The organism is Sphingomonas caeni (genome assembly GCF_026013415.1).
Lineage (GTDB): Bacteria > Pseudomonadota > Alphaproteobacteria > Sphingomonadales > Sphingomonadaceae > Sphingomonas > Sphingomonas caeni.
The window spans coordinates 32,925-53,164 of record NZ_JAPDOK010000002.1 but is presented as its reverse complement, the minus strand read 5'-3'; the positions used below and the strand labels follow the sequence as shown (position 1 = coordinate 53,164).

General features: G+C 64.8%; 25 protein-coding genes and 1 riboswitch. Of the genes, 13 read left to right on the top strand and 12 right to left on the bottom strand.

Annotated features, from left to right (window positions below; genetic code table 11):
* Positions 1 to 107: 107 nt before the first annotated feature.
* Positions 108 to 326 (top strand): type II toxin-antitoxin system RelB family antitoxin, encoded by a 219-nt coding sequence (relB, locus tag OF829_RS04880; protein WP_264938856.1) that lies wholly within the window; start codon positions 108 to 110, stop codon positions 324 to 326.
* Positions 310 to 576 (top strand): type II toxin-antitoxin system RelE family toxin, encoded by a 267-nt coding sequence (locus OF829_RS04875; protein WP_264938855.1) that lies wholly within the window; start codon positions 310 to 312, stop codon positions 574 to 576. Before relB ends, OF829_RS04875 begins: the two co-directional genes overlap by 17 nt.
* Here the strand turns inward: OF829_RS04875 and OF829_RS04870 are convergent.
* Together OF829_RS04870 and OF829_RS04865 are read right to left on the bottom strand one after the other, a co-directional pair.
* Positions 567 to 941: a hypothetical protein gene (locus tag OF829_RS04870; RefSeq protein ID WP_264938854.1), complete on the bottom strand. Its 375-nt coding sequence runs from the start codon at positions 939 to 941 to the stop codon at positions 567 to 569. The two genes, OF829_RS04875 and OF829_RS04870, sit on opposite strands and share 10 nt — an antisense overlap.
* Positions 942 to 1,094: 153 nt before the next feature.
* Positions 1,095 to 2,096, bottom strand: coding sequence for a DUF2971 domain-containing protein (locus tag OF829_RS04865; protein WP_264938853.1), 1,002 nt, complete (start codon positions 2,094 to 2,096; stop codon positions 1,095 to 1,097).
* Positions 2,097 to 2,308: 212 nt separating this feature from the next.
* On the opposite strand from OF829_RS04865, the gene OF829_RS04860 reads away from it, so the two are divergent.
* Positions 2,309 to 2,650, top strand: coding sequence for a hypothetical protein (locus OF829_RS04860; RefSeq protein WP_264938852.1), 342 nt, complete (start codon positions 2,309 to 2,311; stop codon positions 2,648 to 2,650).
* A 259-nt stretch (positions 2,651 to 2,909) separates the two neighbouring features.
* Positions 2,910 to 3,137: a hypothetical protein gene (locus OF829_RS04855; RefSeq protein WP_264938851.1), complete on the top strand. Its 228-nt coding sequence runs from the start codon at positions 2,910 to 2,912 to the stop codon at positions 3,135 to 3,137.
* Positions 3,138 to 3,168: 31 nt separating this feature from the next.
* On the opposite strand, the gene OF829_RS04850 is transcribed toward OF829_RS04855, so the two are convergent.
* Both OF829_RS04850 and OF829_RS04845 read right to left on the bottom strand, forming a co-directional pair.
* The gene (locus OF829_RS04850) at positions 3,169 to 3,681 is read right to left on the bottom strand and encodes a helix-turn-helix domain-containing protein (RefSeq protein ID WP_264938850.1); all 513 of its coding nucleotides are present in this window, start codon (positions 3,679 to 3,681) and stop codon (positions 3,169 to 3,171) included.
* On the bottom strand, positions 3,678 to 4,016 hold the full coding sequence (locus tag OF829_RS04845) for a DUF4258 domain-containing protein (RefSeq protein ID WP_264938849.1): 339 nt from the start codon (positions 4,014 to 4,016) through the stop codon (positions 3,678 to 3,680). The genes OF829_RS04850 and OF829_RS04845 overlap by 4 nt, the downstream gene beginning before the upstream one ends.
* A gap of 105 nt (positions 4,017 to 4,121) precedes the next feature.
* Between OF829_RS04845 and OF829_RS04840 the strand changes: the two genes are divergently transcribed.
* The 3 genes from OF829_RS04840 (at position 4,122) to OF829_RS04830 (ending at position 6,509) form a co-directional block, all read left to right on the top strand.
* Positions 4,122 to 5,006, top strand: coding sequence for an IS1 family transposase (locus tag OF829_RS04840; protein ID WP_264938848.1), 885 nt, complete (start codon positions 4,122 to 4,124; stop codon positions 5,004 to 5,006).
* 80 nt (positions 5,007 to 5,086) lie between these two features.
* The gene (locus tag OF829_RS04835; RefSeq protein WP_264938847.1) at positions 5,087 to 5,860 is read left to right on the top strand and encodes a hypothetical protein; all 774 of its coding nucleotides are present in this window, start codon (positions 5,087 to 5,089) and stop codon (positions 5,858 to 5,860) included.
* Positions 5,861 to 5,894: 34 nt separating this feature from the next.
* A complete protein-coding gene (locus OF829_RS04830; RefSeq protein ID WP_264938846.1) occupies positions 5,895 to 6,509 on the top strand; it encodes a hypothetical protein in 615 nt (204 codons plus the stop codon).
* 47 nt (positions 6,510 to 6,556) lie between these two features.
* Here the strand turns inward: OF829_RS04830 and thiC are convergent, their stop codons facing one another.
* From thiC to OF829_RS04800, 6 genes are all read right to left on the bottom strand, one after another.
* Positions 6,557 to 8,443, bottom strand: coding sequence for a phosphomethylpyrimidine synthase ThiC (thiC, locus tag OF829_RS04825; RefSeq protein WP_264938845.1), 1,887 nt, complete (start codon positions 8,441 to 8,443; stop codon positions 6,557 to 6,559).
* 36 nt (positions 8,444 to 8,479) lie between these two features.
* Positions 8,480 to 8,587, bottom strand: a riboswitch (TPP riboswitch).
* Between the two features lie 35 nt (positions 8,588 to 8,622).
* The gene (locus OF829_RS04820) at positions 8,623 to 9,138 is read right to left on the bottom strand and encodes a hypothetical protein (protein ID WP_264938844.1); all 516 of its coding nucleotides are present in this window, start codon (positions 9,136 to 9,138) and stop codon (positions 8,623 to 8,625) included.
* A gap of 50 nt (positions 9,139 to 9,188) precedes the next feature.
* Positions 9,189 to 10,043: a MipA/OmpV family protein gene (locus OF829_RS04815; RefSeq protein WP_264938843.1), complete on the bottom strand. Its 855-nt coding sequence runs from the start codon at positions 10,041 to 10,043 to the stop codon at positions 9,189 to 9,191.
* Between the two features lie 71 nt (positions 10,044 to 10,114).
* Positions 10,115 to 10,792 (bottom strand): sterol desaturase family protein, encoded by a 678-nt coding sequence (locus OF829_RS04810; protein WP_264939574.1) that lies wholly within the window; start codon positions 10,790 to 10,792, stop codon positions 10,115 to 10,117.
* A 210-nt stretch (positions 10,793 to 11,002) separates the two neighbouring features.
* Entirely contained in the window at positions 11,003 to 12,817 is a 1,815-nt protein-coding gene (locus tag OF829_RS04805) for a glycoside hydrolase family 127 protein (protein WP_264938842.1), read from the bottom strand.
* A 31-nt stretch (positions 12,818 to 12,848) separates the two neighbouring features.
* Positions 12,849 to 13,478: a TetR/AcrR family transcriptional regulator gene (locus OF829_RS04800; RefSeq protein ID WP_264938841.1), complete on the bottom strand. Its 630-nt coding sequence runs from the start codon at positions 13,476 to 13,478 to the stop codon at positions 12,849 to 12,851.
* 72 nt (positions 13,479 to 13,550) lie between these two features.
* On the opposite strand from OF829_RS04800, the gene OF829_RS04795 reads away from it, so the two are divergent.
* The 6 genes from OF829_RS04795 (at position 13,551) to OF829_RS04770 (ending at position 18,966) form a co-directional block, all read left to right on the top strand.
* A complete protein-coding gene (locus OF829_RS04795; protein WP_264938840.1) occupies positions 13,551 to 14,165 on the top strand; it encodes a glutathione binding-like protein in 615 nt (204 codons plus the stop codon).
* 258 nt (positions 14,166 to 14,423) lie between these two features.
* Positions 14,424 to 15,587, top strand: coding sequence for a lycopene beta-cyclase CrtY (crtY, locus tag OF829_RS04790; RefSeq protein WP_264938839.1), 1,164 nt, complete (start codon positions 14,424 to 14,426; stop codon positions 15,585 to 15,587).
* A complete protein-coding gene (locus OF829_RS04785) occupies positions 15,584 to 17,074 on the top strand; it encodes a phytoene desaturase (RefSeq protein ID WP_264938838.1) in 1,491 nt (496 codons plus the stop codon). The genes crtY and OF829_RS04785 overlap by 4 nt, the downstream gene beginning before the upstream one ends.
* Positions 17,071 to 17,652 (top strand): LOG family protein, encoded by a 582-nt coding sequence (locus tag OF829_RS04780; protein ID WP_264938837.1) that lies wholly within the window; start codon positions 17,071 to 17,073, stop codon positions 17,650 to 17,652. Before OF829_RS04785 ends, OF829_RS04780 begins: the two co-directional genes overlap by 4 nt.
* Positions 17,653 to 17,819: 167 nt before the next feature.
* Positions 17,820 to 18,710: a phytoene/squalene synthase family protein gene (locus OF829_RS04775; RefSeq protein WP_264938836.1), complete on the top strand. Its 891-nt coding sequence runs from the start codon at positions 17,820 to 17,822 to the stop codon at positions 18,708 to 18,710.
* Between the two features lie 49 nt (positions 18,711 to 18,759).
* Positions 18,760 to 18,966 carry a hypothetical protein gene (locus OF829_RS04770; protein WP_264938835.1) on the top strand — a complete coding sequence of 69 codons (207 nt, stop codon included), beginning with the start codon at positions 18,760 to 18,762 and terminating at the stop codon, positions 18,964 to 18,966.
* Between the two features lie 175 nt (positions 18,967 to 19,141).
* Here the strand turns inward: OF829_RS04770 and OF829_RS04765 are convergent, their stop codons facing one another.
* Positions 19,142 to 19,657, bottom strand: a complete 516-nt coding sequence (locus OF829_RS04765; RefSeq protein ID WP_264938834.1) for a YceD family protein — start codon at positions 19,655 to 19,657, stop codon at positions 19,142 to 19,144.
* Positions 19,654 to 20,166, bottom strand: coding sequence for a ubiquinol-cytochrome C chaperone family protein (locus OF829_RS04760; RefSeq protein ID WP_264938833.1), 513 nt, complete (start codon positions 20,164 to 20,166; stop codon positions 19,654 to 19,656). The genes OF829_RS04765 and OF829_RS04760 overlap by 4 nt, the downstream gene beginning before the upstream one ends.
* Positions 20,167 to 20,240 lie beyond the last annotated feature (74 nt).

Below are 20,240 nucleotides of genomic sequence, written 5' to 3'. Positions count from 1 at the left end.
TGACGAGCTTGGAGCAGGCGAAATCCAAATAGGAAAGGTTTTTTTGCCTTCCATATGCTTGCGCCAACGATGCCGTTGCTATACATGTATAGCGAAGGAGATATGCGATGCTCGCGGTCAGGCTCGATGTGGAAACCGAGGCGCGGCTGGAGGCGCTGGCGGCGCGGACGGGGCGAACCAAGACCTTCTATGCGCGCGAAGCGATCGTGGCGCATCTCGACGATCTCGAGGATTTTTACCTCGCCGAGGAGCGGCTGCGCGATTTCCGCGACGGCGACGCGATCCCGCTTGCCGATCTGAAGGCCGAGCTTGGCCTGGAGGATTGAGTTCCTGCCCGAGGCGGCGAAGGAACTGAAGAAGCTCGACCGAGCGGTGACGGCGCGGATCATCAGGACGCTGGAGGAGCGGATCGCGGTGCTCGACGACCCGCGCACGCTGGGCAGCGCGCTGGTTGGGGAGCATGCGGGATATTGGCGCTGGCGGATCGGGGACTACCGGGTGGTGGCGCGGATCGAGGATGAGCGCGTGCTGATCCTGGTGGTGCGCGTGGCGCATCGGCGGGAGGTTTATCGGTGAGGGGTGCTTAGGTTTGGTGCATTTAGTAAACTGTCACCGTAATCCAGCGCATAGGCGCCCTCCCGCGTCATCCCGACCGCCCGCGCCGCGACATTGACGAGCCCGGTATCGGCGAGCGTCTCGATGAAGCGGCGCTGCTTCTCCTCGGTCCAGCCATCGAGCCGCGGCCTGCGGCGGACGGGGACCCAGCGATAGTCGGCGGGGTCATAGGGTTCGGGGGGCGGGGCGGGGTCTTCCTGCACGGTGAGCGCATTGACGCTTTCGGGCGGCGCGGGATCGGGCGCGGGCGCCGGCTCGGCGAGGGTGGCGGGCTCGGCGGCACCAGCGGCGCGCGCGAAGGCTGCGGGGTCTGATCGCTTGCTCATCTACGAGCTTGGAGCAGGGGGAATCCAAATAGGAAAGGGGTTTTTTGGGGGAAGACTTGGCGCGGCGATGTCTCGAGTACGACGCGGCGAAAGCGGCATCGGACGCGCAGATTTGGGCGTTGGAGGAGGGGCGTTGGGAGCAGCGGCCTAAAACTAACCTCTCAACGGTATATCAGAAATAACAATTCTCGCCTCTGGCTCGGAGACCCCCGCGTCATGCAACGCCTCAATAATGGCGTCGACGATGGCTATTGGATATTCAGTGGGCCCAATAATAACGCGATGTATGAGTGAGTCCGGGTCGGCACCAAATAAGCCATTTGTCGGATCATTTATCAGGGGGATCTTATGTATTTCCTGAGGAATCGAGTTCACTGACACCAACTGTTTCTTTATCGTTGTAGAGCTTCGTAGTCGAGGTGAATACACGATCCTCCACTCACGTTCTTCGCGGAAGCCAGGATGCTTTAGACTTGTAAATAATGTAAGTAACCAGAAGAAAACGAAATTGGCTATTGTCCCTTGTGGAAGGTCAAATCTCCATGTTTCAAGTTCGTTAAGCCTGTCGATAGAATCATCGAAGCTCTTACTTATGTCTTCGGGATGCAGGTATATAGCCGGTGTCGAATAAGCCTTGAGTTCGTCCGTCTCTGCCATGAATGGAGCGGAATTTAGAACGAGCGCTATACCCGAGGTGCCCCGGCCATAGGCGCGCCATAGTGACAGGCGACCGAGATGATCTTCTTCTGGATCGTGCTCCGAGAAACAGCCAATAAATGTATGGGTCCTAAGAGTCTGAAGCCACGGCTCGATCGCTTGTATACCACCGAGCGCTTCTCCCGGCGCCAGACGGTTAAAAGCCGTCAGAAGACGGTCTCGCCTTTCGTTGCTCTCTCCGCCAATGGCTTGGATTACCGCATCGACGCCGTGCCCGACTTCGGAATAGTCATTCATGCAACGCACGTTGCGAAGCCAAATCTCGCCGCTTTGCAGAATGTTCAAGACGTTCGAAGCCGTCGTGTAGTGGACTAAGCGTGTTTCTCCAGATCTAAGGCGCTCTCTCGCGGCTCCCATCTGCGGAGCGACAAGCGCGTACAGTTCTTCAATCTGCGCTTGGAGCGTTGCCACCGCCCCATCATCGCCGTCCCCGTCCATCTGAGGTGATTACCACGGCAACTCCGTTACGCGAAATCGTGCACTGAAGTTATATCGCGCTGACTTGGTGCGGCGGCCTTGCTGGCGACGGCGGCGATGCGGATGGGACTAGGGGTTATTGCACCTGTCACCGTCACTCACCGTCACTAGGGCGACAAATATTGAGTATTGGGACGACGGTCCCCAGATTGGCAAAAAGGGGATAATTCTGAATGCCATTCGACGCCGCCATACTAGGATATGTCGAGGACGCGCTCAGTGAGTGCTTTAAGTATCATAACGCACTCGACGCCTTTTTGCTTCGATCTGGTGTCGCGCGCACGACGTTGGACAGCGCACGCAAGCGCGCGGATGATAAGGCGTCTGCTGCGATCCATCGCGAATACAGCCGCGCTCCAAAGCGCTTCGTTGTGCAAGAGATTCTCGCTGACCTCAGCGCAGCAGGGGAGGGCGGTGATCGCGCCGTCGCTGCGATTGTGACGGCGCTTATCGGCGGAAACTTTTCAGACGCGACGCTAGCAGCAAAGGACGCAATCGATGGTTTGAAAGGGTAGTGTCTCAGTTTCAAATTAGCCGCTGATCCCTGTCGCCAGCCGGGCCGCTCTCCTATATGCTTAGCGGAAAGCATGGAGGCAACGATGATCCTAGACGTTGGTCCGATCCAAGATTGGATAAGGGCGTTCGACAGCTATGAGCGCGCAAAGAGCCGGCACGACGCGGCGTCGGCGACCGGCAATAGGGCACTGATCGACTATTTGCGCGCTGACGTGGACAACTCTGCGCGTGCCGTGAATGCAGCTCTAAAGGTGCTGAATGCCCAAGGGTCCTAATGGCGAGAAGCGCCCCGCCGACGCCATTGGCCTAGCCGTGATGATCGGTCGCATCGCTACCGGCGAGATCGAGGACGAGCGGGACGAAAGGCTGTCCAGTGCGGCGGCTGAGATGGGTCGCAAGGGCGGAAAGGCGCGTGCCGAGGGCATGACCCCGGAACGTAGGAGTGAGATTGCGAAGGCCGCAGCAGCTAAGCGGTGGAGCAAATAGCGGCGGCACGGTTCGTCGCGCCGCCGCTACGTTATGCTGCAATCTTCTCGCGCTCGCTCCAATGTTCGCAGAATTGGAACTCTGCTGGAGTGTCGGCAGATTCGTCGATCTGGTCCAACTCGTTAAGACGGCTCACCAAGAAATCTCGCAATTGAACCAACTCGCTATCGCTCATCAGCGACGCCAGAAACACAGCCCGCAACAGCTTTTCGGCCGTCCCAGGCATTTCCGTCTCGCCTTTCTCCCATCGCGCAACAGACTGAGCATTGTTGCCAAGGCGTTCGGCCATTTCGGCTTGCGTGAGGTTCATCGTATTTCTGAGAAATCGGACCTCCTTTGGAGAGAGGCCTTTTCTGTGAATGACAAGGTGCCTGCCAATGGCGTTATGCAACCCATCCACGTCGGTCACGGCAATATGCTCTTCTCCGTCATGCTCTTCAACGCGGTAGCCATTGTGAAGGTAAATCCCGTCCAGTCCGCAGGCGCGGTAACGGATCGGCTCGCGGACGTCTTCACCTGATAGGTAGAAGTCTTCGCGGTTCATATATCTTCCCACTCCACTGTCTTTACAAAAAGGCGGCCTGTTTTCATCACTATTGTGATTACGCCGACCTCTCGTGTCCCCTTGATCTGTTTGATAATTTTGCATTTCCACTCTCCGGCATTCTGTCCTGCCTCAATACCTCCTTTGATTTCTCCCGACCGAAGAACGCGAAGCGCATCCAACGTTGTGATGCCTCGCTCCTCCATCCGATCCAAGGCGTGTGAGCCGAAGCTCACGTTTCTCGATTCCGCCGCCGCCGACTGGACCATTGCCAGAAGTTGTGACGGCAGGGGACGGAATTGGACAACTACCTTGCCCGAATCAGGATTGGCCATTACCTATCACTATGATAGTTTTATGCCGGATGTCAAGTTAAGATTGGGTAAAGAGCCAAACAGTGAATGCTTGACACTAAGCATAAAAGTTCATATTCAATGGGTATGAACAAGCTCCCTCTCGCCAAGCGCACTCAAATCCTCGCCATGCTGTGCGAGGGTAGCTCCATGCGTTCGATCAGCCGCATTACGGACGTGAGCATCAACACGGTGAGCAAGCTGCTTGTGGAGGCCGGAGAGGCGGCACTGATCCTGCATGACGACACGGTCCGCAACGTGAAGGCGAGCCGCATCCAGTGCGACGAAATCTGGTCGTTCTGCCATGCCAAGCAAAAGAATGTCGCGACCGCGAAAGCGGCCCCTGACGGCGCTGGCGACGTTTGGACTTGGACCGCGATTGATGCCGATACCAAGCTGATCGTGAGCTACTATGTCGGCGACCGTTCGGGCGAAAGCGCGATGGTGCTTATGGACGATCTGCGTGCCCGTCTCGCCAATCGCGTGCAACTCACCACTGACGGACACCGCGCCTATCTTGAAGCCGTTGAGGGCGCGTTCGGCGCCGACGTGGACTACGCGCAGCTTGTGAAACTCTACGGCCCCACGATTGCCGCGCCGGGCCGCTACAGCCCCGCTGAGTGCATCGGGGCCAAGAAGGTCCGCCGCGAGGGCAACCCGGATATTGCCCACGTCTCTACCAGCTATGTCGAGCGCCAAAACCTCACTATGCGTATGTCGATGCGCCGCTTTACTCGTCTGACGAACGCATTCTCAAAGAAGCTCGACAACCATATTCACGCGCTGGCGCTGTATTTTGTGTTTTACAACTTTTGTCGTATTCACAAAACACTGAAGGTCACACCCGCTATGGCGGCTGGGATTACGGATACGCTGTGGGGGTTTGACGATATTGTCGCTAAGATGGACGCAATGGCGCCAGCGCCCAAGCTGCGCGGGCCTTACAAGGCGCGCTCGAAACAGTCAGTCTGAGGGGGTGGCCCCGGCCGCATCGTTGAGAGGCGAGTCCGGGGCATATGGCGCCTATGTAGGCTCGAAAGCGTAAAAATCAAGTGAATTTCAGCTACGCTCCCGACAAGCTTGCCGCTATTCGACGCACTGTCACCGACGACAGGTTGGGGCCCTATCTCGCCATGGCGGAAGGGAATGTTGAAACAGCTATAAGATTGTACGAAGTCAATACGAGACTTTGCGCCGACTTCTATGGACCACTTCAGGGCTTAGAAGTTACGGTGCGTAATTCCATTGATGAGCAATTTAGGACTACTTTTGGTCAAGAGTGGACCGACCTGAAGACTATCAAACTGCAGCATGCGCAGTGCCAGGATGTTTATAACGCACTGAGCGATGTGTCTGAGGAAGATGGGCAGCCCCGCGACTACACCCATGGTGACGTGATCGCGAACCTTCGGTTCGGTTTTTGGGTTGGCGTCCTAGGCCCGAAAAACGAGACTGAGATTTGGAGAAAGTGCCTTTGGCGCGCCTTCCCGCATCGGCCAAAGGGCACAGAGCGCAAGGCAGTCCAAGGCGCCCTCAACTCGATCCGCCGTTTGCGCAATCGGGTCGCGCATCATTGCCGAATTATCCACCGTGACCTCGTCCGGGATCACGAAACCATCTTGGAGGTGGCGGGGTGGGTTTGCCCCGATACGCGCGACTGGATCGCCTCGCTAAGCACCTTCGATCCGAGCATCATCCCTGTGGCACAACAGGCGCTTCCGATGGACGGGATGCCTGCTACTGATCCCATGCCGCCCGCTACGCCCCTTCCAACGGAAGAGAAGCCCACGCGTGAAGGAAGGCCAAGGCTCGGATTGAAGGGTTAGCCCTCGGCCCTAATTTGAAACTGAGACACTACCTTTGAAAGCGAAGCGGGAATCCGACGCCGAAACCCGCCAGCGCGCAAGACAGGAGGAAGAGGACCGACGCACCCATCAACGATCTGAACAGGATCGCCGTCGATCAGCGGCTCTCGCAAAATCGCAGTCCGAACGAGATGCGCTACGAGAGCGGTTTATGAATCTCTCGACAGAGGGCAATGCTCAAGCCCGCGGGTATCTTCTCGAATCCTTCCTCAATGACTTGTTTGAGTTTGAGAATCTCGATCCGAGAAAGTCGTTCCGACTGATCGGAGAACAAATCGACGGGTCGTTTTCATGGCGCTCACGGACCAATCTTGTGGAAGCGAAGTGGGTAAAGAAGCCTATCGCCGGTTTAGAATTTGGCGCGTTCATTTTCAAAATCGATGGGAAAACCGCTGATACTAGAGGGGTCTATATTTCCATTAATGGCTACTCGCCTGATGCACTTAAAGCGCTGAATGGCAAAGGATCGCTGAAGTTTATATGCATCGATGGCACGCATCTTATGCGTGTGCTCTCCGGCGGTGAAACATTGCCTGAGCTGCTTGCAACGCTTTGGCGGCACGCGGACGAGACCGGTGAGGCGTACTTACCGGCCAACAAGCTCGCTTAACGACCTAAAGTCTGCTTGGAGACGGAGCCCCGCCAGAGTCTCCTTGTTCAATCACGCTCGCGCCCGCCGGCGCCCATATACAACTCGCTCCCGGTTTCCTTGAACACCTTGCTCATCGCGGCCATGCCTTCTTCAGCCTGCGCCAAGGCTTCGGCTGACAAGTCCGCCTCGCCCGCCGCGATGAACACCTCGGCGCTCTGGTTCTGCTTCGCGGCGAATTCGCGCACTTCCGCGGTGATCTTCATCGAGCAGAACTTCGGCCCGCACATCGAGCAGAAATGGGCGGTCTTGGCGCCCTCCGCCGGCAGGGTCTGATCGTGATATTGCTCGGCGGTGTCGGGGTCCAAGGAGAGGTTGAACTGGTCGCGCCAGCGGAATTCGAACCTGGCGCGGCTCAGCGCGTCGTCGCGGAGCTTGGCGGCGGGGTGGCCCTTTGCCAGGTCGGCGGCGTGGGCGGCCAGCTTGTAGGTGACGACGCCGACCTTGACGTCGTCGCGGTCGGGGAGGCCGAGATGCTCCTTCGGCGTCACGTAGCAGAGCATCGCGGTGCCGAACCAGCCGATCATCGCGGCGCCGATCGCGCTGGTGATATGGTCGTAGCCGGGGGCGATATCGGTGGTGAGGGGCCCGAGCGTGTAGAAGGGGGCCTCGCCGCAGGCTTCGAGCTGCTTGTCCATGTTCGCCTTGATCTTGTGCATCGGCACATGACCGGGGCCCTCGATCATCACCTGGACGTCGTGCTTCCAGGCGATCTGGGTGAGTTCGCCCAGGGTGGCGAGCTCGCTGAACTGGGCTTCGTCATTGGCGTCGGCGATCGAGCCGGGGCGCAGGCCGTCGCCGAGGCTGAAGGCGATGTCGTACGCCTTCATGATCTCGCAGATCTCCTCGAAGCGGGTGTAGAGGAAGCTCTCCTTGTGGTGGCTGAGGCACCATTTGGCCATGATCGATCCGCCGCGGCTGACGATGCCGGTGACGCGCTTCGCGGTCATCGGGATATAGGGCAGGCGGACGCCGGCATGGATGGTGAAATAATCGACGCCCTGTTCGGCCTGCTCGATCAGCGTGTCGCGATAGATTTCCCAGCTCAGCTCCTCGGCGACGCCGCCGACCTTTTCGAGCGCCTGGTAGATGGGGACGGTGCCGATGGGCACGGGGGAGTTGCGCAGGATCCATTCGCGGGTGTCGTGGATGTTGCGGCCGGTCGAGAGGTCCATCACGGTGTCGGCGCCCCAGCGGATCGACCAGACCATCTTGTCGACTTCGGCGGCGACGTCCGAGGCGACGGCTGAGTTGCCGATATTGGCGTTGATCTTGACGAGGAAGTTGCGGCCGATCGCCATCGGCTCGGATTCGGGATGGTTGATGTTGTTGGGGATGATCGCGCGGCCCCTGGCGACCTCGTCGCGGACGAATTCGGGGGTGACATAATCGGGGATCGACGCGCCGAAATCCTGGCCGTCGCGCAGGTGCGCCATTTGCTCGCGTCCGAGATTTTCGCGGACGGCGACATATTCCATCTCGGGGGTGATGATGCCGCGGCGCGCATAGTGCATCTGGCTGACATTGGCGCCGGGCTTTGCGCGCAGCACGCGCTTGCGGACATTGGGGAAGGGCTGGACGCCGCCGGACCGGTCGGGGCCGAGCTGGCCGTTATCCTCGGGGCGGACCTCGCGCTGGGCGACCTCCTCGACATCGCCGCGGGCGCGGATCCAGGCCGAGCGGAGTTCGGGGAGGCCGGCCATGATGTCGATGCGGGCTTGCGGGTCGGTATAGGGGCCCGAGCAGTCATAGACGCGCAGGGGGGGCTCGCCCGAGCTGGGTTCGAGATGGATTTCGCGCATCGCGACGCCGAGCGGGCCCACATGGATCTTCTTCGATCCGCGGATCGGGCCGGTGGTGACCTTGAGCTCGGTCTGGGCGGGGATGTCGGCCATGCGTCTTCTCCAATCATCGCGGGAGAAAACGGGCTTCCGGTGAAGCCGCCCACTCCCTACGCCGGTGTCAGCCGGATCAGGTTCAGCGGGTCGGAGGCTGCTGCCTCCCTCTCAACCGCGCGTCAGCGGTCCCCCGGGGATGGGGCGGTTGTAGGCGCGGGGGCTGGCGGGGGGAAGCGCTATTCGAACGTCTCTTCGAGGCTTTTCGCGCCGGCGCGCAGATAGGTGTTCGCGACGCGCTTCGAGCGGAGGAGATAGGCGGTGGCGGGGATGACGAGCATCAGCCCCTCGCTGATCCAGATCGCCGCCGTCCAGAGCGGCACCTGGAAGGGTTCTTCGCCGCGCAGCGCGGCGCCGGCCAGCGCAATCGCGGCCCAATCGACCGGGACCATGCCGACCCCCAATATCCAGATGCCCGCGATCGCGAAGCGCAGCGCGGCGCGGGTGCGGAAGCGCAGCATCGCGCCGACGATGCTCCAGGCGAGCACCAGCTTGACCAGGCTGAGCGTCCAGAGGGCGGTCTGGACCCGGTATATCGCCAGGCTATCCGCGCCATATTCAACGAGCTTGGCCTGCGCCGTGAGCGCGCCGTAGATGAGATAGAGGTAGAAGACCGGCCCGATCACGCCGATCGCGACGAGCAGGGCCGCCAGCCAGCCGCCAATGCCTTCGGGTTCCGCGCCGCGCTTCGCCATTCCTGCCCCCGCGCCATGGTAGCCGGGCAGCGACCGCGATCAAGCGGGGATCAGAAGGTGTAGGCGAGCCCCAGCAGGCCGGTCCATTGATCGGGGGAGCCGGCGATGCGGGTGACGGGCGAATCCGCCGCGTCGCCCAGCATCCGGCGGTACGAGACGCCGCTCATCAGCGCGAGGCCGCCGGTCAGGTCGCCGGTCAGCGAGACCACGCCGACGGTGCTGACGGTCCAGTCCTTCCAGCCGCGATGCGCGGTGAAGACGGGGAGGCCGCTCGCGGTGCTGCCCGCCGTGTCGATGCTGAAATAGGTGCCGGCATAGCCCTCGCCCATATAATCGCCCGAGACGTTGATCCCGATATAGGCCTTGGTGCTGAGCGGCGTGCCGTAATCGAGCGACGGGGTGATGACATAGCTTTTGTGCGAGCCGGCGATGTCATAGGTGCCGGCGACGCTGAGGCTGAGCTTGTCGTAATCGCTGGTGATCACGCCCTGCCTGCCGATCCCGGCAAAGCCGCCGACCTCGACCGCGGTCCGGCGGTGGGGAAGCGCGCGGACCTGGGCGTCGACGATCGCGGCGGAGCGGTTGAAGTTGACGCTGACCACGGGGCCGAGCTGGACGTCCCAGCCGGGGCCGCCCTTGGTGGGGACGATATCGGCCCAGAAGCGGTTGCCCCTCAGGGTGAAGTTGATCCGCGAAAGGCGGCCGCGAACGCCGGGGACGATGGCGAGGACGCGGTCGTCCGACCCCTCATAGCTGGGGGTGAAGCCGATCGCGGCGCCGATCGAGAGCGAATCGCCGTCGAGCCTGGCCGGATCGATCTGGGGCGCGGGCGCGGGGGCATCCGCTTCCTGCGCGAGGGCGGGACTGGCGATCAGCAGGGGCAGCAGGAACAGAATACGCGGCACAGGCAAGCTCCGGACATTGCGTATTCGAAACGCTCCTTGGCGTTATTCGCTCCCGATTCGAGCGGCAAGCCTCAGCGGCGCAGGTCGGCGGCGCCGCCATCGGTGCCGCAGAGCCGGTCCCAGAAGCGGAAATAGAGGCCGTAATTGCAGGCGTAGCGCTCGTGGTGGCGCTGGTGGTGGCTGGCGGTGATCAGCCAGCGGCCCTGGGCCAGCGCGCGGGGGAAGAGCTCCCAGCCCATATGGTTGGTGACGCCCATCAGCGTCATGACCGCGAGGACGATGCCCAGTGCGGCGGGGTGGATCGGGATCAGGAAGACGAGGCCGGGGATGACGATCGCGCCGGTGACGGCTTCGAGCGGGTGAAAGCTCATCGCCGCCCAGACGGTGGGCGGGCGGCTGGCATGGTGGACGGCATGGGCGAGGCGGAACAGCGCCGGGCGGTGGAGGAGGCGGTGGGTCCAGTAGAACCAGGCATCGTGCGCGAGGAAATAGAGGAGGACCGAGAGGGGGAGATACCAGAGGGGGTACGCGGCGGGATCGGTGTAGATTTGGGTCCAGCCATGGTTCGCCCATCCCCAGGCGACCAGCCCCGCGGGGATGCCGTAGATGGCGGCGGAGGCGAGGCTCCAGCCGATCTCGCGGCGGATCTGCGGGGTGAGGCCGGCGTAGAGGCCGGGGTGGCGGAGGCGGGTGGCGAGGGCGAAGGCGCCGCCGGTGACGAGGTAGCGGATGGCGACGATGAGAATCATCGCGAGGGCGGAGAGGAGGAGGGCGCTCAATTCCTCCCTCGCAGGGCACCTGCGGGGGAGGGGGACCGCCGCGAAGCGGTGGTGGAGGGGGTTTCACCGCTCGCGTCATAGCGTGCTGATATGTGTGAAGCCCCCTCCGTCACGCTTCGCGTGCCACCTCCCCCGCTGTCTGCGCAGCGAGGGAGGAATAGACGGGCCGATACCGACGCGTCACACCACCGCCTGATAGAGCCGCGTCTTCTCGTCCTGGATGCCGAACCACGGGAGAAAGGTCTGGCGGCGGCCGCCGGTTTCGAGGGTCCAGACGAGGTCGGCGGGGTTGGGCGCCTGGCGAGTCGAGAGCAATTCCGCGCGGGTGAAGGAGGGGATGTCGCTGCCGATCGCGAACAGCGCGAGGGGCCCGTGGACCAAGGCGACACGGTTCGGATGCTGGGCATCGACGGGTTCGAGGCGGAGCGGGCGATCGATGAAGAGGGCGATGCCGTCGCCATCCTTCCAGACGCGGTCGATCGTGGCGAAGCGGCCGGGCGTCACCGGCTGGGGCGGGCCGCCATTGACCGCGACTCGCGTTGCAGGCCCGGCCCAGGCGGGGATGCGGAGGCGGAGCGCCATCCTGACCGGCCTCGGTGCACTGACCGCCATCGCGATATCGCCGGTCAGCGGATAATCGGGGCGCTGATCGAGCGTCAGCACGGGTTCGCCCCGGCGGCGCCAGACCGCGCGCGAATTGGTGTAGAGATTGACGTAGAGGCCGGTTTCGTCGCGCAGATAGGCGTTGATCCCGTAATCGGCGGTCAATTGACCGATCGTGCCCGAGCAGCAGGGGCAGCGCGCGGGATAATAATCCTTGGTCCTGCCATCGGCATATTCGGCATAGTAGAAGGCGCGGCCATCGCTCTGGAGCGGAAGCAGGCCGAGCGCCGAATTGTAGAAGAGCCGCTCCATCGAGTCGCCCCAGCGGCTGTCGCCGGTGATGCGCATCAGATAGCGCGCGACCTTGAAGTGACCATAGGTGCCGCAGGGCGCCTCGAAGCTGGCCTGGCCCTTTGCCAGCAGCTCGCCAAGCGCGCCGGTGCCGGGCTCGACAAAGCCTTCATTGGGGCCCCAGCCGCCGGTCGCATAGCTCTGGTCGATGACGAAGCCGAGCCCGTTGCGCGCGGCGTCGCGGTGCATCGGATTGCCATCGGCCAGCCAGGCCTTTGCCGCCGAGGCGAGCGCGTTGACATGGCTATAGGCGTGACGGTGCGGCAGGTCGTTCTTTCCAGCCGCGAGCAGGGCGAAATAGGTGCCGTCGAGCAGATAGGCGCGCGCCATTTTGGCGTAGCGGTCACCGCCCATGCGCTCGGCGGCGAGATAGAGGTTTTCGGGGAGCGTGTAGGTCTCGTCCCAGCCGAACGCGGCATTGGCATAGTGGCCCTTCTCGGCGACCCTGCGGTCGATCGCGCGGCCAGGGAGCCAGGGGAGGACGGCATCGGTGGCGCGGGCGAGCAACGCCCTGGCCTGGCGGTTGCCGGCATAGGTGTGGGCATCGATCAGGCCGACGACATGCTTGTCATAGGTATAGGCGGGGAGCGGATAGCCCTTGTAGAAATCGGGGGTGATGGTGGGGGCGAAGCCGGCGAGGAGGCGGTCGATCTTCGCCTTTGCCTCGGCGTTGCCCGAGACGGCATAGCCGCGCGCGAGCGCCGAGACATATTGGCCGAAGCTGTGGCCGGGGATGAAGCCGGTCATGTTGCGCGGCGGGTCGAACTCCGCCGCGCGATCGTACCAGCCGCCGAAATGGGCGGGGCCGACGGGCATGCCCGCCGCCTCGCGGAAGGGGCGGAGCAGCATGTCCTCGTCCATCGCGATCAGGGCGGCGAGGGTCCGGTCGGCCTGGGTGCGGGCGAGGCCGTCGAGCAGGGTGACGTCGCCATGCGCGCATTCGTCGATCGGGGCGCGGGGCTTGGCGGCGGCGAAGGCGGGTCCGGCGAGCGGGGCGGCGGCGAGCGCGGACATCCCCTTGAGCAATGTGCGTCTTTTCACCTGCATCCTCCCTCTTCGCCTGTGCGAGAGGTTAGGCGGGTGGCGGCGGGCTGTCGACTGCGGAGGCGGCGACGATCAGGTCGGTGCAGTCCTGGGCGATGCGTTCAAGGGCTTCGCGGGATTCGCCGGCGCGCGCCCGCACGCTGAGCGAGTGGAGGACGGCGGTCACGACATTGGCGTGGGCGCGCGGGGTGGGGCTGCCGGCCTGGCGCAGCGCGGCCTCGATCTCGCGGTCCTCGAGCTCGAGGATGCGGGCGAGCGCGGCGCGGATATCGGGATCGGTCACCGCCTCGGTCGCGGCGGTGTTGACCGCGATGCAGCCCGAGGGGCCGACCTCGCCGGTGAGATAGGTATCGATCCCGGCGCGGAAGACCGCGCGGAGCATCCTGGGCATCGGCCGGTCGGCCTCGCGCAGCTGGCGGAAGCTTTCGGTCAGCCAGTCATGGGTGCGGGCGAGCGCGGCGAGGTAGAGCGAGCGCTTGTCGCCGAACGCGGCATAGAGGCTGGGGCGGGCGAGCCCGGTCGCGTCGGCGAGTTCGTCGAGCGAGGTGGCGGCGAAGCCATAGGTGCGGAAGCGCTGGAGCGCGGCGCGCAGGACCACGTCGCGGTCGAAGCCGGGCGGGCGTCCTCTCGGTCGTGCTATTTCTGTACCGGTTTGCATTTAAATCCTTGACTGCCCTATTTGTATGCGAGATGGTATAGAAATCAAGGGCCAGAAGAAGGAGGCGCCGTGATGAAGCTCTATTTCCGGCCCTTTGCCTGCTCGCTGGCGGCGCGGATCGCGATCGAGGAGGGTGAATTGGACGCGGATTATGTCCGGGTCGAGCCCGGGCGGCCGCTGCCCGACGGGCGCGATTTCACCGCGGTGAGCCCGATGGGCTATGTTCCCGCGATCGAGACGCGCGGCGGCTTCGTGCTGAGCGAGGGGCCCGCTGTGCTCAGCTATATCGCCGAGCTGGCGCCCGAAGGCGTGCTCGCCCCGCCGGCCTTTTCGGATGCGCATTACCGGATGCTGGCGTGGCTGAACTTCGTCTCGACCGAGCTGCACAAGGGCGTGTTCACGCCGCTTTTGGGGCGCAGCGCCGGACCCGAGGAGCGCGCGGCGGCGACGGCGCGGGTGGGCAAGCCGTTCGATCATCTGTCGAGCCATCTCGCGACCCGCGACTATCTCGAGGGCGGCTTCACCGTGGCCGACGCCTATCTGCTCGTCATCCTCAACTGGTGCGAACATGCCGGGATCGCGCTGGCCGACTGGCCGGTGCTCAAGGCCTATCGCGCCCGGCTGCGCGCGCGGCCCTCGATCGCGCGGGCGATGGCCGAGGAATATCCGCTGCTCCAGGCGGCCTGATCTCCGGAGCTCGCTCGCATCACGGCGGCTCCCATCCACTGCCCGCTCTCGCTCCGGCGAGGGCGGGCATTTTTTCTGACGGTAAATCCTCCCCCGGAGGGGGAGGTGGCAGCGTAGCTGACGGAGGGGTATTGTCCGCAGGCGATACCGTTCGTGGCGACTACCCCTCCACCATCCTGCGGATGGTCCCCCTCCCCCTCCGGGGGAGGACTGGCGTGGTGGGATTCACAAGGCGCGCGGCGTGCGCTAGGCGAAGCCATGCCGACCACCCACCACTGCGACGTCGCAATCGTAGGCGGGGGACTTGCGGGCGGGCTGATCGCGCTGGCGCTGGCGAAGAAGCGGCCCGGATGCGCGGTAAGGCTGATCGAGGGCAGCAAGCGGATCGGGGGGAACCATCTCTGGTCCTTCTTCGCGACCGATGTCGCCGCCGCCGACCGCTGGCTGGTGGCGCCGCTCATCTCGTACGGCTGGAGCCGCTACGACGTCGCCTTCCCGGCCCACCGGCGAACGATCCGGCTGCCCTATTACACGATCGAATCCGAGCGGTTCGGCCGGGTGGTGCGCGAGACGTTGGCCGAGGATGCGCTCATGATGCGGCGCAAGGTCCTGGCGGCGAGCAGCACCGCGGTGGTGCTCGCGGATGGCGACCGGATCGAGGCCAAGGGCGTGATCGATTGCCGGGGACCGGGCGAGCTGGGGCTGCTCGATCTGGGCTGGCAGAAATTCTATGGCCGCGAGATGGCGCTGGGCGATGCGCACGACCTGGCCAATCCGATGATCATGGACGCGACGGTCGAGCAGATCGACGGGTACCGGTTCCTCTATGCCCTGCCCTTCGCGGCGACGCGGGCCTTCGTCGAGGATACCTATTACAGCGACACGCCCGATTTCGACATCGACGCCTCGGCGGCGCGGATCGACGCATGGGTCGCGGCGCGCGGCTGGCAGGTCGAGCGGGTGACGCGCGAGGAGGGTGGATCGCTGCCGGTGGTGATGGGGGGCGATTTCGAGGGCTATTGGGTGTCGGGGGGCAGCAAGGTCGCCAAGGCGGGCGCGCGGGCGGGCATGTTCCACCCGCTGACCAGCTATGCGCTGCCCGATGCGGTCAAGGCGGCGGCGCTGGTGGCCCGGGCGAGCGATCTGGGCGGGGCGGCGCTGCACGAGCTGCTCCACGGCTTCGCGCGCAAGCAGTGGAAGCGGCGCGGCTATTACCGGATGCTCGCGGCAATGCTGTTCCGCGCGGCCGAGCCGGGCGAGCGCTATCGCATCCTCGAACGCTTCTACCGGCTGGACGCGGGGCTGATCGCGCGCTTCTATGCGGGGCAATCGTCTATGGTCGATCGCGCGCGCATCCTCGCCGGCAAGCCGCCGGTGCCGGTCAAGCGCGCGATGTCGGCGGTCATGGGAAAGAAGAGATGAGGCGCGCGGTCGTCATTGGCGCAGGGATTGGCGGGCTGGCGCTCGCGATCCGGCTGCAATCGGCGGGGGTGGACACCACCGTCGTGGAGGCGCGCGACCGCCCGGGCGGGCGGGCTTATTTCTGGGAGAAGCCAACCGAAGCCGGCACCTTCACCTTCGACGCGGGCCCCACCGTGATCACTGCGCCCGATGCCCTGCGCGAGCTGTGGCGGCTTTCGGGCCGCGATATCAGCGAGGATGTGAAGCTCGTCCCCGTCTCGCCTTTCTACCGGCTGAGCTGGCCCGATGGGACGCGGTTCGACTATTCCAACGACGACCGGCAGCTGCGCGCCGAGCTGGCGCGGCTCAGCCCGGAGGATATCGAGGGCTATCGGCGCTTCCTCGCCTATTCGGCGGGGGTCTATGAGGCGGGGTATCTGAGGCTCGGCCATGTCGCGTTTCTCGACTTCATGTCGATGGTGCGCGCGGCGCCGTCGCTGGTGAAGCATCAGGCGTGGCGGTCGGTCTATTCGATCGTCAGCGACTATGTGAAGAACGAGAAGCTGCGCCAGGCTTTGAGCTTCCACACCCTGCTCGTCGGGGGCAATCCGATGACCGCCAGCGCCATCTATGCGCTGATCCACAAGCTCGAGCGCGATGGCGGCGTCTGGTGGGCCGAGGGCGGGACCAACCGGCTCGTCGCGGGCATGGTCGCCCTGTTCGAGCGGCTGGGCGGAGTGATGCGGCTCGGCGATCCGGTCGCCGCGATCGATACGCTGGGCGACCGGGCGACGGGGGTGCGCACCCGCAGCGGGGCCGAGCTGGCGGCGGAGATGGTCGCGAGCAATGCCGATGTGGTCCATAGCTATCGCGACCTGCTCAAGGGCTCGCGCAGCGCACAGCGGACCGCGGCGCGGCTGGTGCGCAAGCGCTTCTCGCCCTCGCTGTTCCTCGTGCATTTCGGGGTGAAGGGGAGCTTCCCCGAAATCCCGCACCACAATATCCTGTTCGGGCCGCGCTATCGCGGGCTGCTCGACGATATCTACACGCATGGCGTGTTGCCCGAGGATTTCTCGCTCTATCTCCATCATCCCAGCGCGACCGATCCACGCATGGCGCCGGAAGGGCATTCGACCTTCTACGCGCTCGCGCCGGTGCCGCATCTGGGCAAGTTCCCGGCGGACTGGGGCGAGGTGGGGCCGGTGCTCGAAGCGCGGATGCTGGCCGAGGTGAAGCGGCGGCTGATCCCCGATCTCGACGCGCGGATCGTCACCCAATTCAGCTATGCCCCGCCCGATTTCGCGGCCGATCTCAACGCGCATCTGGGGAGCGGGTTCAGCCTCGAACCGCTGCTGAGCCAGAGCGCGTGGTTCCGCACGCATAATCGCGACGACGACATATCGAACCTGTACTTCGTCGGCGCGGGGACGCATCCGGGCGCCGGAATCCCGGGCGTGCTGGGCAGCGCCCGGGCAACGGCGGCGCTGATGATCGGAGAACATAAGTGAAGCGTATCGCAGTCTATTGCGGATCGGCGACCCCCGCAGACCCCGTCTATATCGAGGCGGCGCGGATGGTGGGGCATGGGCTCGCCAAGCGCGGGATCGGTGTCGTCTATGGTGGCGGCAAATTGGGGCTGATGGGCGCGGTGGCGGACAGCGCACTGGCGGCCGGGGGCGAGGTGATCGGGATCATCCCGACCGCGCTCGTCAATGCCGAGGTGGCGCATCGCGGGCTGACCCGCCTCGAGGTCGTCGAGACGATGCACGAGCGCAAGGCGCGCTTCGTCGATCTCTCGGACGGGTTCATCAACCTGCCGGGCGGCACGGGGACGATGGACGAGCTGTGGGAGGCGCTGAGCTGGGCGCAGCTCGGCTATCACAGCGATCCGATCGGGCTGCTCAATATCGCGGGCTATTATGACAAGCTCGTCGAATTCTGGGAGCATATGGGCGCGGTCGGCTTCGTGCGGCCGCAGCATCAGGGGCTGTTGCTGGTCGACGACACGCTCGACGGGCTGCTCGACAGGATGGCCAATGCCGAAGCCGCCGTTCCCATCATCCATATGAAGCGCGAGGATCTGTGAGAACCAGGCCGAACGGTCATTCAGCTGATCCTTCCCCGCAAGGGGGAGGTGGCAGGCATAGCCTGACGGAGGGGGAGGGCGGCGGCCACGTCTGTTCCGTGTCCGCCCCCTCCGTCGCCTTCGGCGCCACCTCCCCCTGGCGGGGGAGGATCAACCTGGCTCGCTGAATGTCGACCCGGCCTGGCCGCGCTGCGATCGTCGCGACCGCGGGGGAATCGATCGCGCGCGGGTCGCGGAGCTTCGCGGCGGCGAGCCGGCTGTTCGACCGGCGGACGCGCGAGCGGGCGTGGCTGCTCTATGCCTGGTGCCGCCGCGCCGACGATATCGCCGATGGGCAGGATCATGGGCATGGGGCCCATGCCGTCGCCGATCCCGAGGCGCGGATCGAAGCGATCAGGCTGCGGACCGAGGCGGCGCTCGCGGGCGAATGGATCGGCGACGCAGGGTTCGACGGGCTGCGCATCTTCCTGGCCGAGACCGGGGCGCCGGAAGGGCTGGTGCGCGATGTCGTCGCGGGGTTCGCGCTCGATGCCCAGGGGTGGCGGCCGGCGAGCGAGGACGATCTCTACCGTTATTGCTACCATGTCGCGGGGGCGGTGGGCTGCCTGATGGCGGTGGCGATGGGGGTGACGGACGCGGCGGTGCTCGATCGGGCCTGCGATCTCGGCATCGGCTTCCAGCTCGCCAATATCGCGCGCGACATTGCCGAGGATGAGGCGGCCGGACGCTGCTACCTGCCGCCCGAATGGCTGGCCGAGGGCCGTGTGGCAGCGGCGGCGAAGCTGGCGGAGCGGGCGGCGGCCTATGCGGCAAGCGGGCGCGGGGGGACCGCGGCACTGGGGTTCCGCTCGGCCTGGGCGGTACTGGCGGCGGCGGGGATCTATGGCGATATCGCGTGCAAGGTGACCGAGCGGGGAGAGGCGGCATGGGACAAACGCGTCTCGACCGGCATCGTCGGGAAACTCGGCTGGATCGCGCGGAGCCTGGGCCCGGCCTGGAACCGCAAGCGGCTTTATCCACAGGAAAGGCCCGGGAATCTCTGGACGCGGCCGCGTTAACCAGCCCCTGAAAGAAGTTGATAAGGTCGGCCACGGCATGCGCGGACGCATGACCAAGCTCTCGCTCCAGCTCTCGCGCGCGCTCGCCCGGGGCCGCGCCGAACCGGCGCCGCCGCCGAGCCGCGCGAGCCTGCTCGCCACGCTGCTGCGCAAGCGCGCAGCGGCGCATAATGTCGGCGCCGAGGATCTCGAAAAGCTGCTGCGCGACCAGATCCGCTGGGCGCTGCCGATCGAGCGCGAGCCCGCGAACGACTAGTATCGACATTCAGCGAGCAAGGTTGATCCTCCCCCTGGCGGGGGAGGTGGCGCCGAAGGCGTCGGAGGGGGAGGACACGAAACAAACGTGGCCGCCGCCCTCCCCCTCCGTCACGCTACGCGTGCCACCTCCCCCTGGCGGGGGAGGGTGAGTTGAATGCCGATCCGTCCTGAGCCTATTTCGGGAATTTGTCCTTGAGCGCCGCGAACGGGCTCGAGCGCACCACCTCATCCTCGCCGATCACCCCCGCCGCCCGGAGCACCGCCGCGGCCTCCGGGCTGCGCGGGAAGGGATCGAGCGCGAGCGCGAGCGTTTCGGCGGCAGCCTCGCCCAGATCGATCGCGCCGCCGGTATAGAAGACCGTGTCGAGCTCCTCCGAATCGATCTCGACCTCGTCGCCGGCAGCGGATTCGGGGAGGAAGCGCAGGTCGAAATCCTCCTCGACGCTCGCGGGCACCGGATCGCCGGTCGCGACACAGGCCTGCGTCACCCTGGCCGAGAGATGCCCGCCCGCATGGACGGCCTCGCCCTCGCGGCGCAGGCGGTAATCGGCGGAGAGCGCGTCGATCGCGATCAGGCCGAACCGCCGCGCCAGCCGCGCGCGCTCGCCTTCGTCGGCGGCGACCGAGACCGAGACCTCGCCCGCGCCGATCCGGTCGAGCGGGTGGGGGCGGCTGAATTCGGGGGTCATCGCGGCAGCGCGCCCGCGAGCAGCGAGCTGATGCTCGCGCCCCCCAGCGATTCGCTCAGCGCGGTCATGGCCGACTCGACATGCGCCAGCGCTTCGGGGGCCGGCTCGGCACCGCGATAGAGGTTGCGCACCAGCGCCGCCTTGAGGTCGCGCGCGGCCAGCCCCTCGCGATAGGCGCCGATTCGCCCGCCGAGCATCGCCATCATCCGCCCGACATGCTTGCCGACGACGATGTCGCCGATGCCGATCTCGCGCAGCTGGCCGTCCATATCCTCGATGAACACCTCGGTGAGCATCGCGCCCTGCGCCACGCCCGCGGGATCGCCCTCGAGCCGGATCAGCACCAGCGAGAGCATTGCCGCGATCATGTCGAATCGCCCGTCGAGCGTGTCGGGCACCGCGCCTTGCGCATACCAATGCGGCTCGCGCGCACGCGCCACCACCGCCTGATAGAGTGCGGGAGCCGTTCCCCGATCGGGACGGCCGAACAGCCGCTGGAGCAGTCGCATCTTGTTTCCGTATAAGCCGCGACCTTGTTTGGCCGCAATTAGGCGCATATTGAGGCCTTGGTTGCCGCGCAATG

Bases quoted from the DNA above. Each gene is read 5' to 3' on its own strand.
- OF829_RS04865 (WP_264938853.1), bottom strand. From the start codon at position 2,096: ATGGACGGGGACGGCGATGATGGGGCGGTGGCAACGCTCCAAGCGCAG.
- OF829_RS04860 (WP_264938852.1), top strand. From the start codon at position 2,309: ATGCCATTCGACGCCGCCATACTAGGATATGTCGAGGACGCGCTCAGT.
- thiC (WP_264938845.1), bottom strand. From the start codon at position 8,443: ATGGCCGACATCCCCGCCCAGACCGAGCTCAAGGTCACCACCGGCCCG.
- OF829_RS04795 (WP_264938840.1), top strand. From the start codon at position 13,551: ATGAAGCTCTATTTCCGGCCCTTTGCCTGCTCGCTGGCGGCGCGGATC.
- OF829_RS04870 (WP_264938854.1), bottom strand. From the start codon at position 941: ATGAGCAAGCGATCAGACCCCGCAGCCTTCGCGCGCGCCGCTGGTGCC.
- OF829_RS04765 (WP_264938834.1), bottom strand. From the start codon at position 19,657: ATGACCCCCGAATTCAGCCGCCCCCACCCGCTCGACCGGATCGGCGCG.
- OF829_RS04810 (WP_264939574.1), bottom strand. From the start codon at position 10,792: ATGATTCTCATCGTCGCCATCCGCTACCTCGTCACCGGCGGCGCCTTC.
- OF829_RS04800 (WP_264938841.1), bottom strand. From the start codon at position 13,478: ATGCAAACCGGTACAGAAATAGCACGACCGAGAGGACGCCCGCCCGGC.
- OF829_RS04770 (WP_264938835.1), top strand. From the start codon at position 18,760: ATGACCAAGCTCTCGCTCCAGCTCTCGCGCGCGCTCGCCCGGGGCCGC.
- OF829_RS04850 (WP_264938850.1), bottom strand. From the start codon at position 3,681: ATGAACCGCGAAGACTTCTACCTATCAGGTGAAGACGTCCGCGAGCCG.
- relB (WP_264938856.1), top strand. From the start codon at position 108: ATGCTCGCGGTCAGGCTCGATGTGGAAACCGAGGCGCGGCTGGAGGCG.
- OF829_RS04760 (WP_264938833.1), bottom strand. From the start codon at position 20,166: ATGCGACTGCTCCAGCGGCTGTTCGGCCGTCCCGATCGGGGAACGGCT.
- crtY (WP_264938839.1), top strand. From the start codon at position 14,424: ATGCCGACCACCCACCACTGCGACGTCGCAATCGTAGGCGGGGGACTT.
- OF829_RS04855 (WP_264938851.1), top strand. From the start codon at position 2,910: ATGCCCAAGGGTCCTAATGGCGAGAAGCGCCCCGCCGACGCCATTGGC.
- OF829_RS04785 (WP_264938838.1), top strand. From the start codon at position 15,584: ATGAGGCGCGCGGTCGTCATTGGCGCAGGGATTGGCGGGCTGGCGCTC.
- OF829_RS04840 (WP_264938848.1), top strand. From the start codon at position 4,122: ATGAACAAGCTCCCTCTCGCCAAGCGCACTCAAATCCTCGCCATGCTG.
- OF829_RS04845 (WP_264938849.1), bottom strand. From the start codon at position 4,016: ATGGCCAATCCTGATTCGGGCAAGGTAGTTGTCCAATTCCGTCCCCTG.
- OF829_RS04820 (WP_264938844.1), bottom strand. From the start codon at position 9,138: ATGGCGAAGCGCGGCGCGGAACCCGAAGGCATTGGCGGCTGGCTGGCG.
- OF829_RS04775 (WP_264938836.1), top strand. From the start codon at position 17,820: ATGTCGACCCGGCCTGGCCGCGCTGCGATCGTCGCGACCGCGGGGGAA.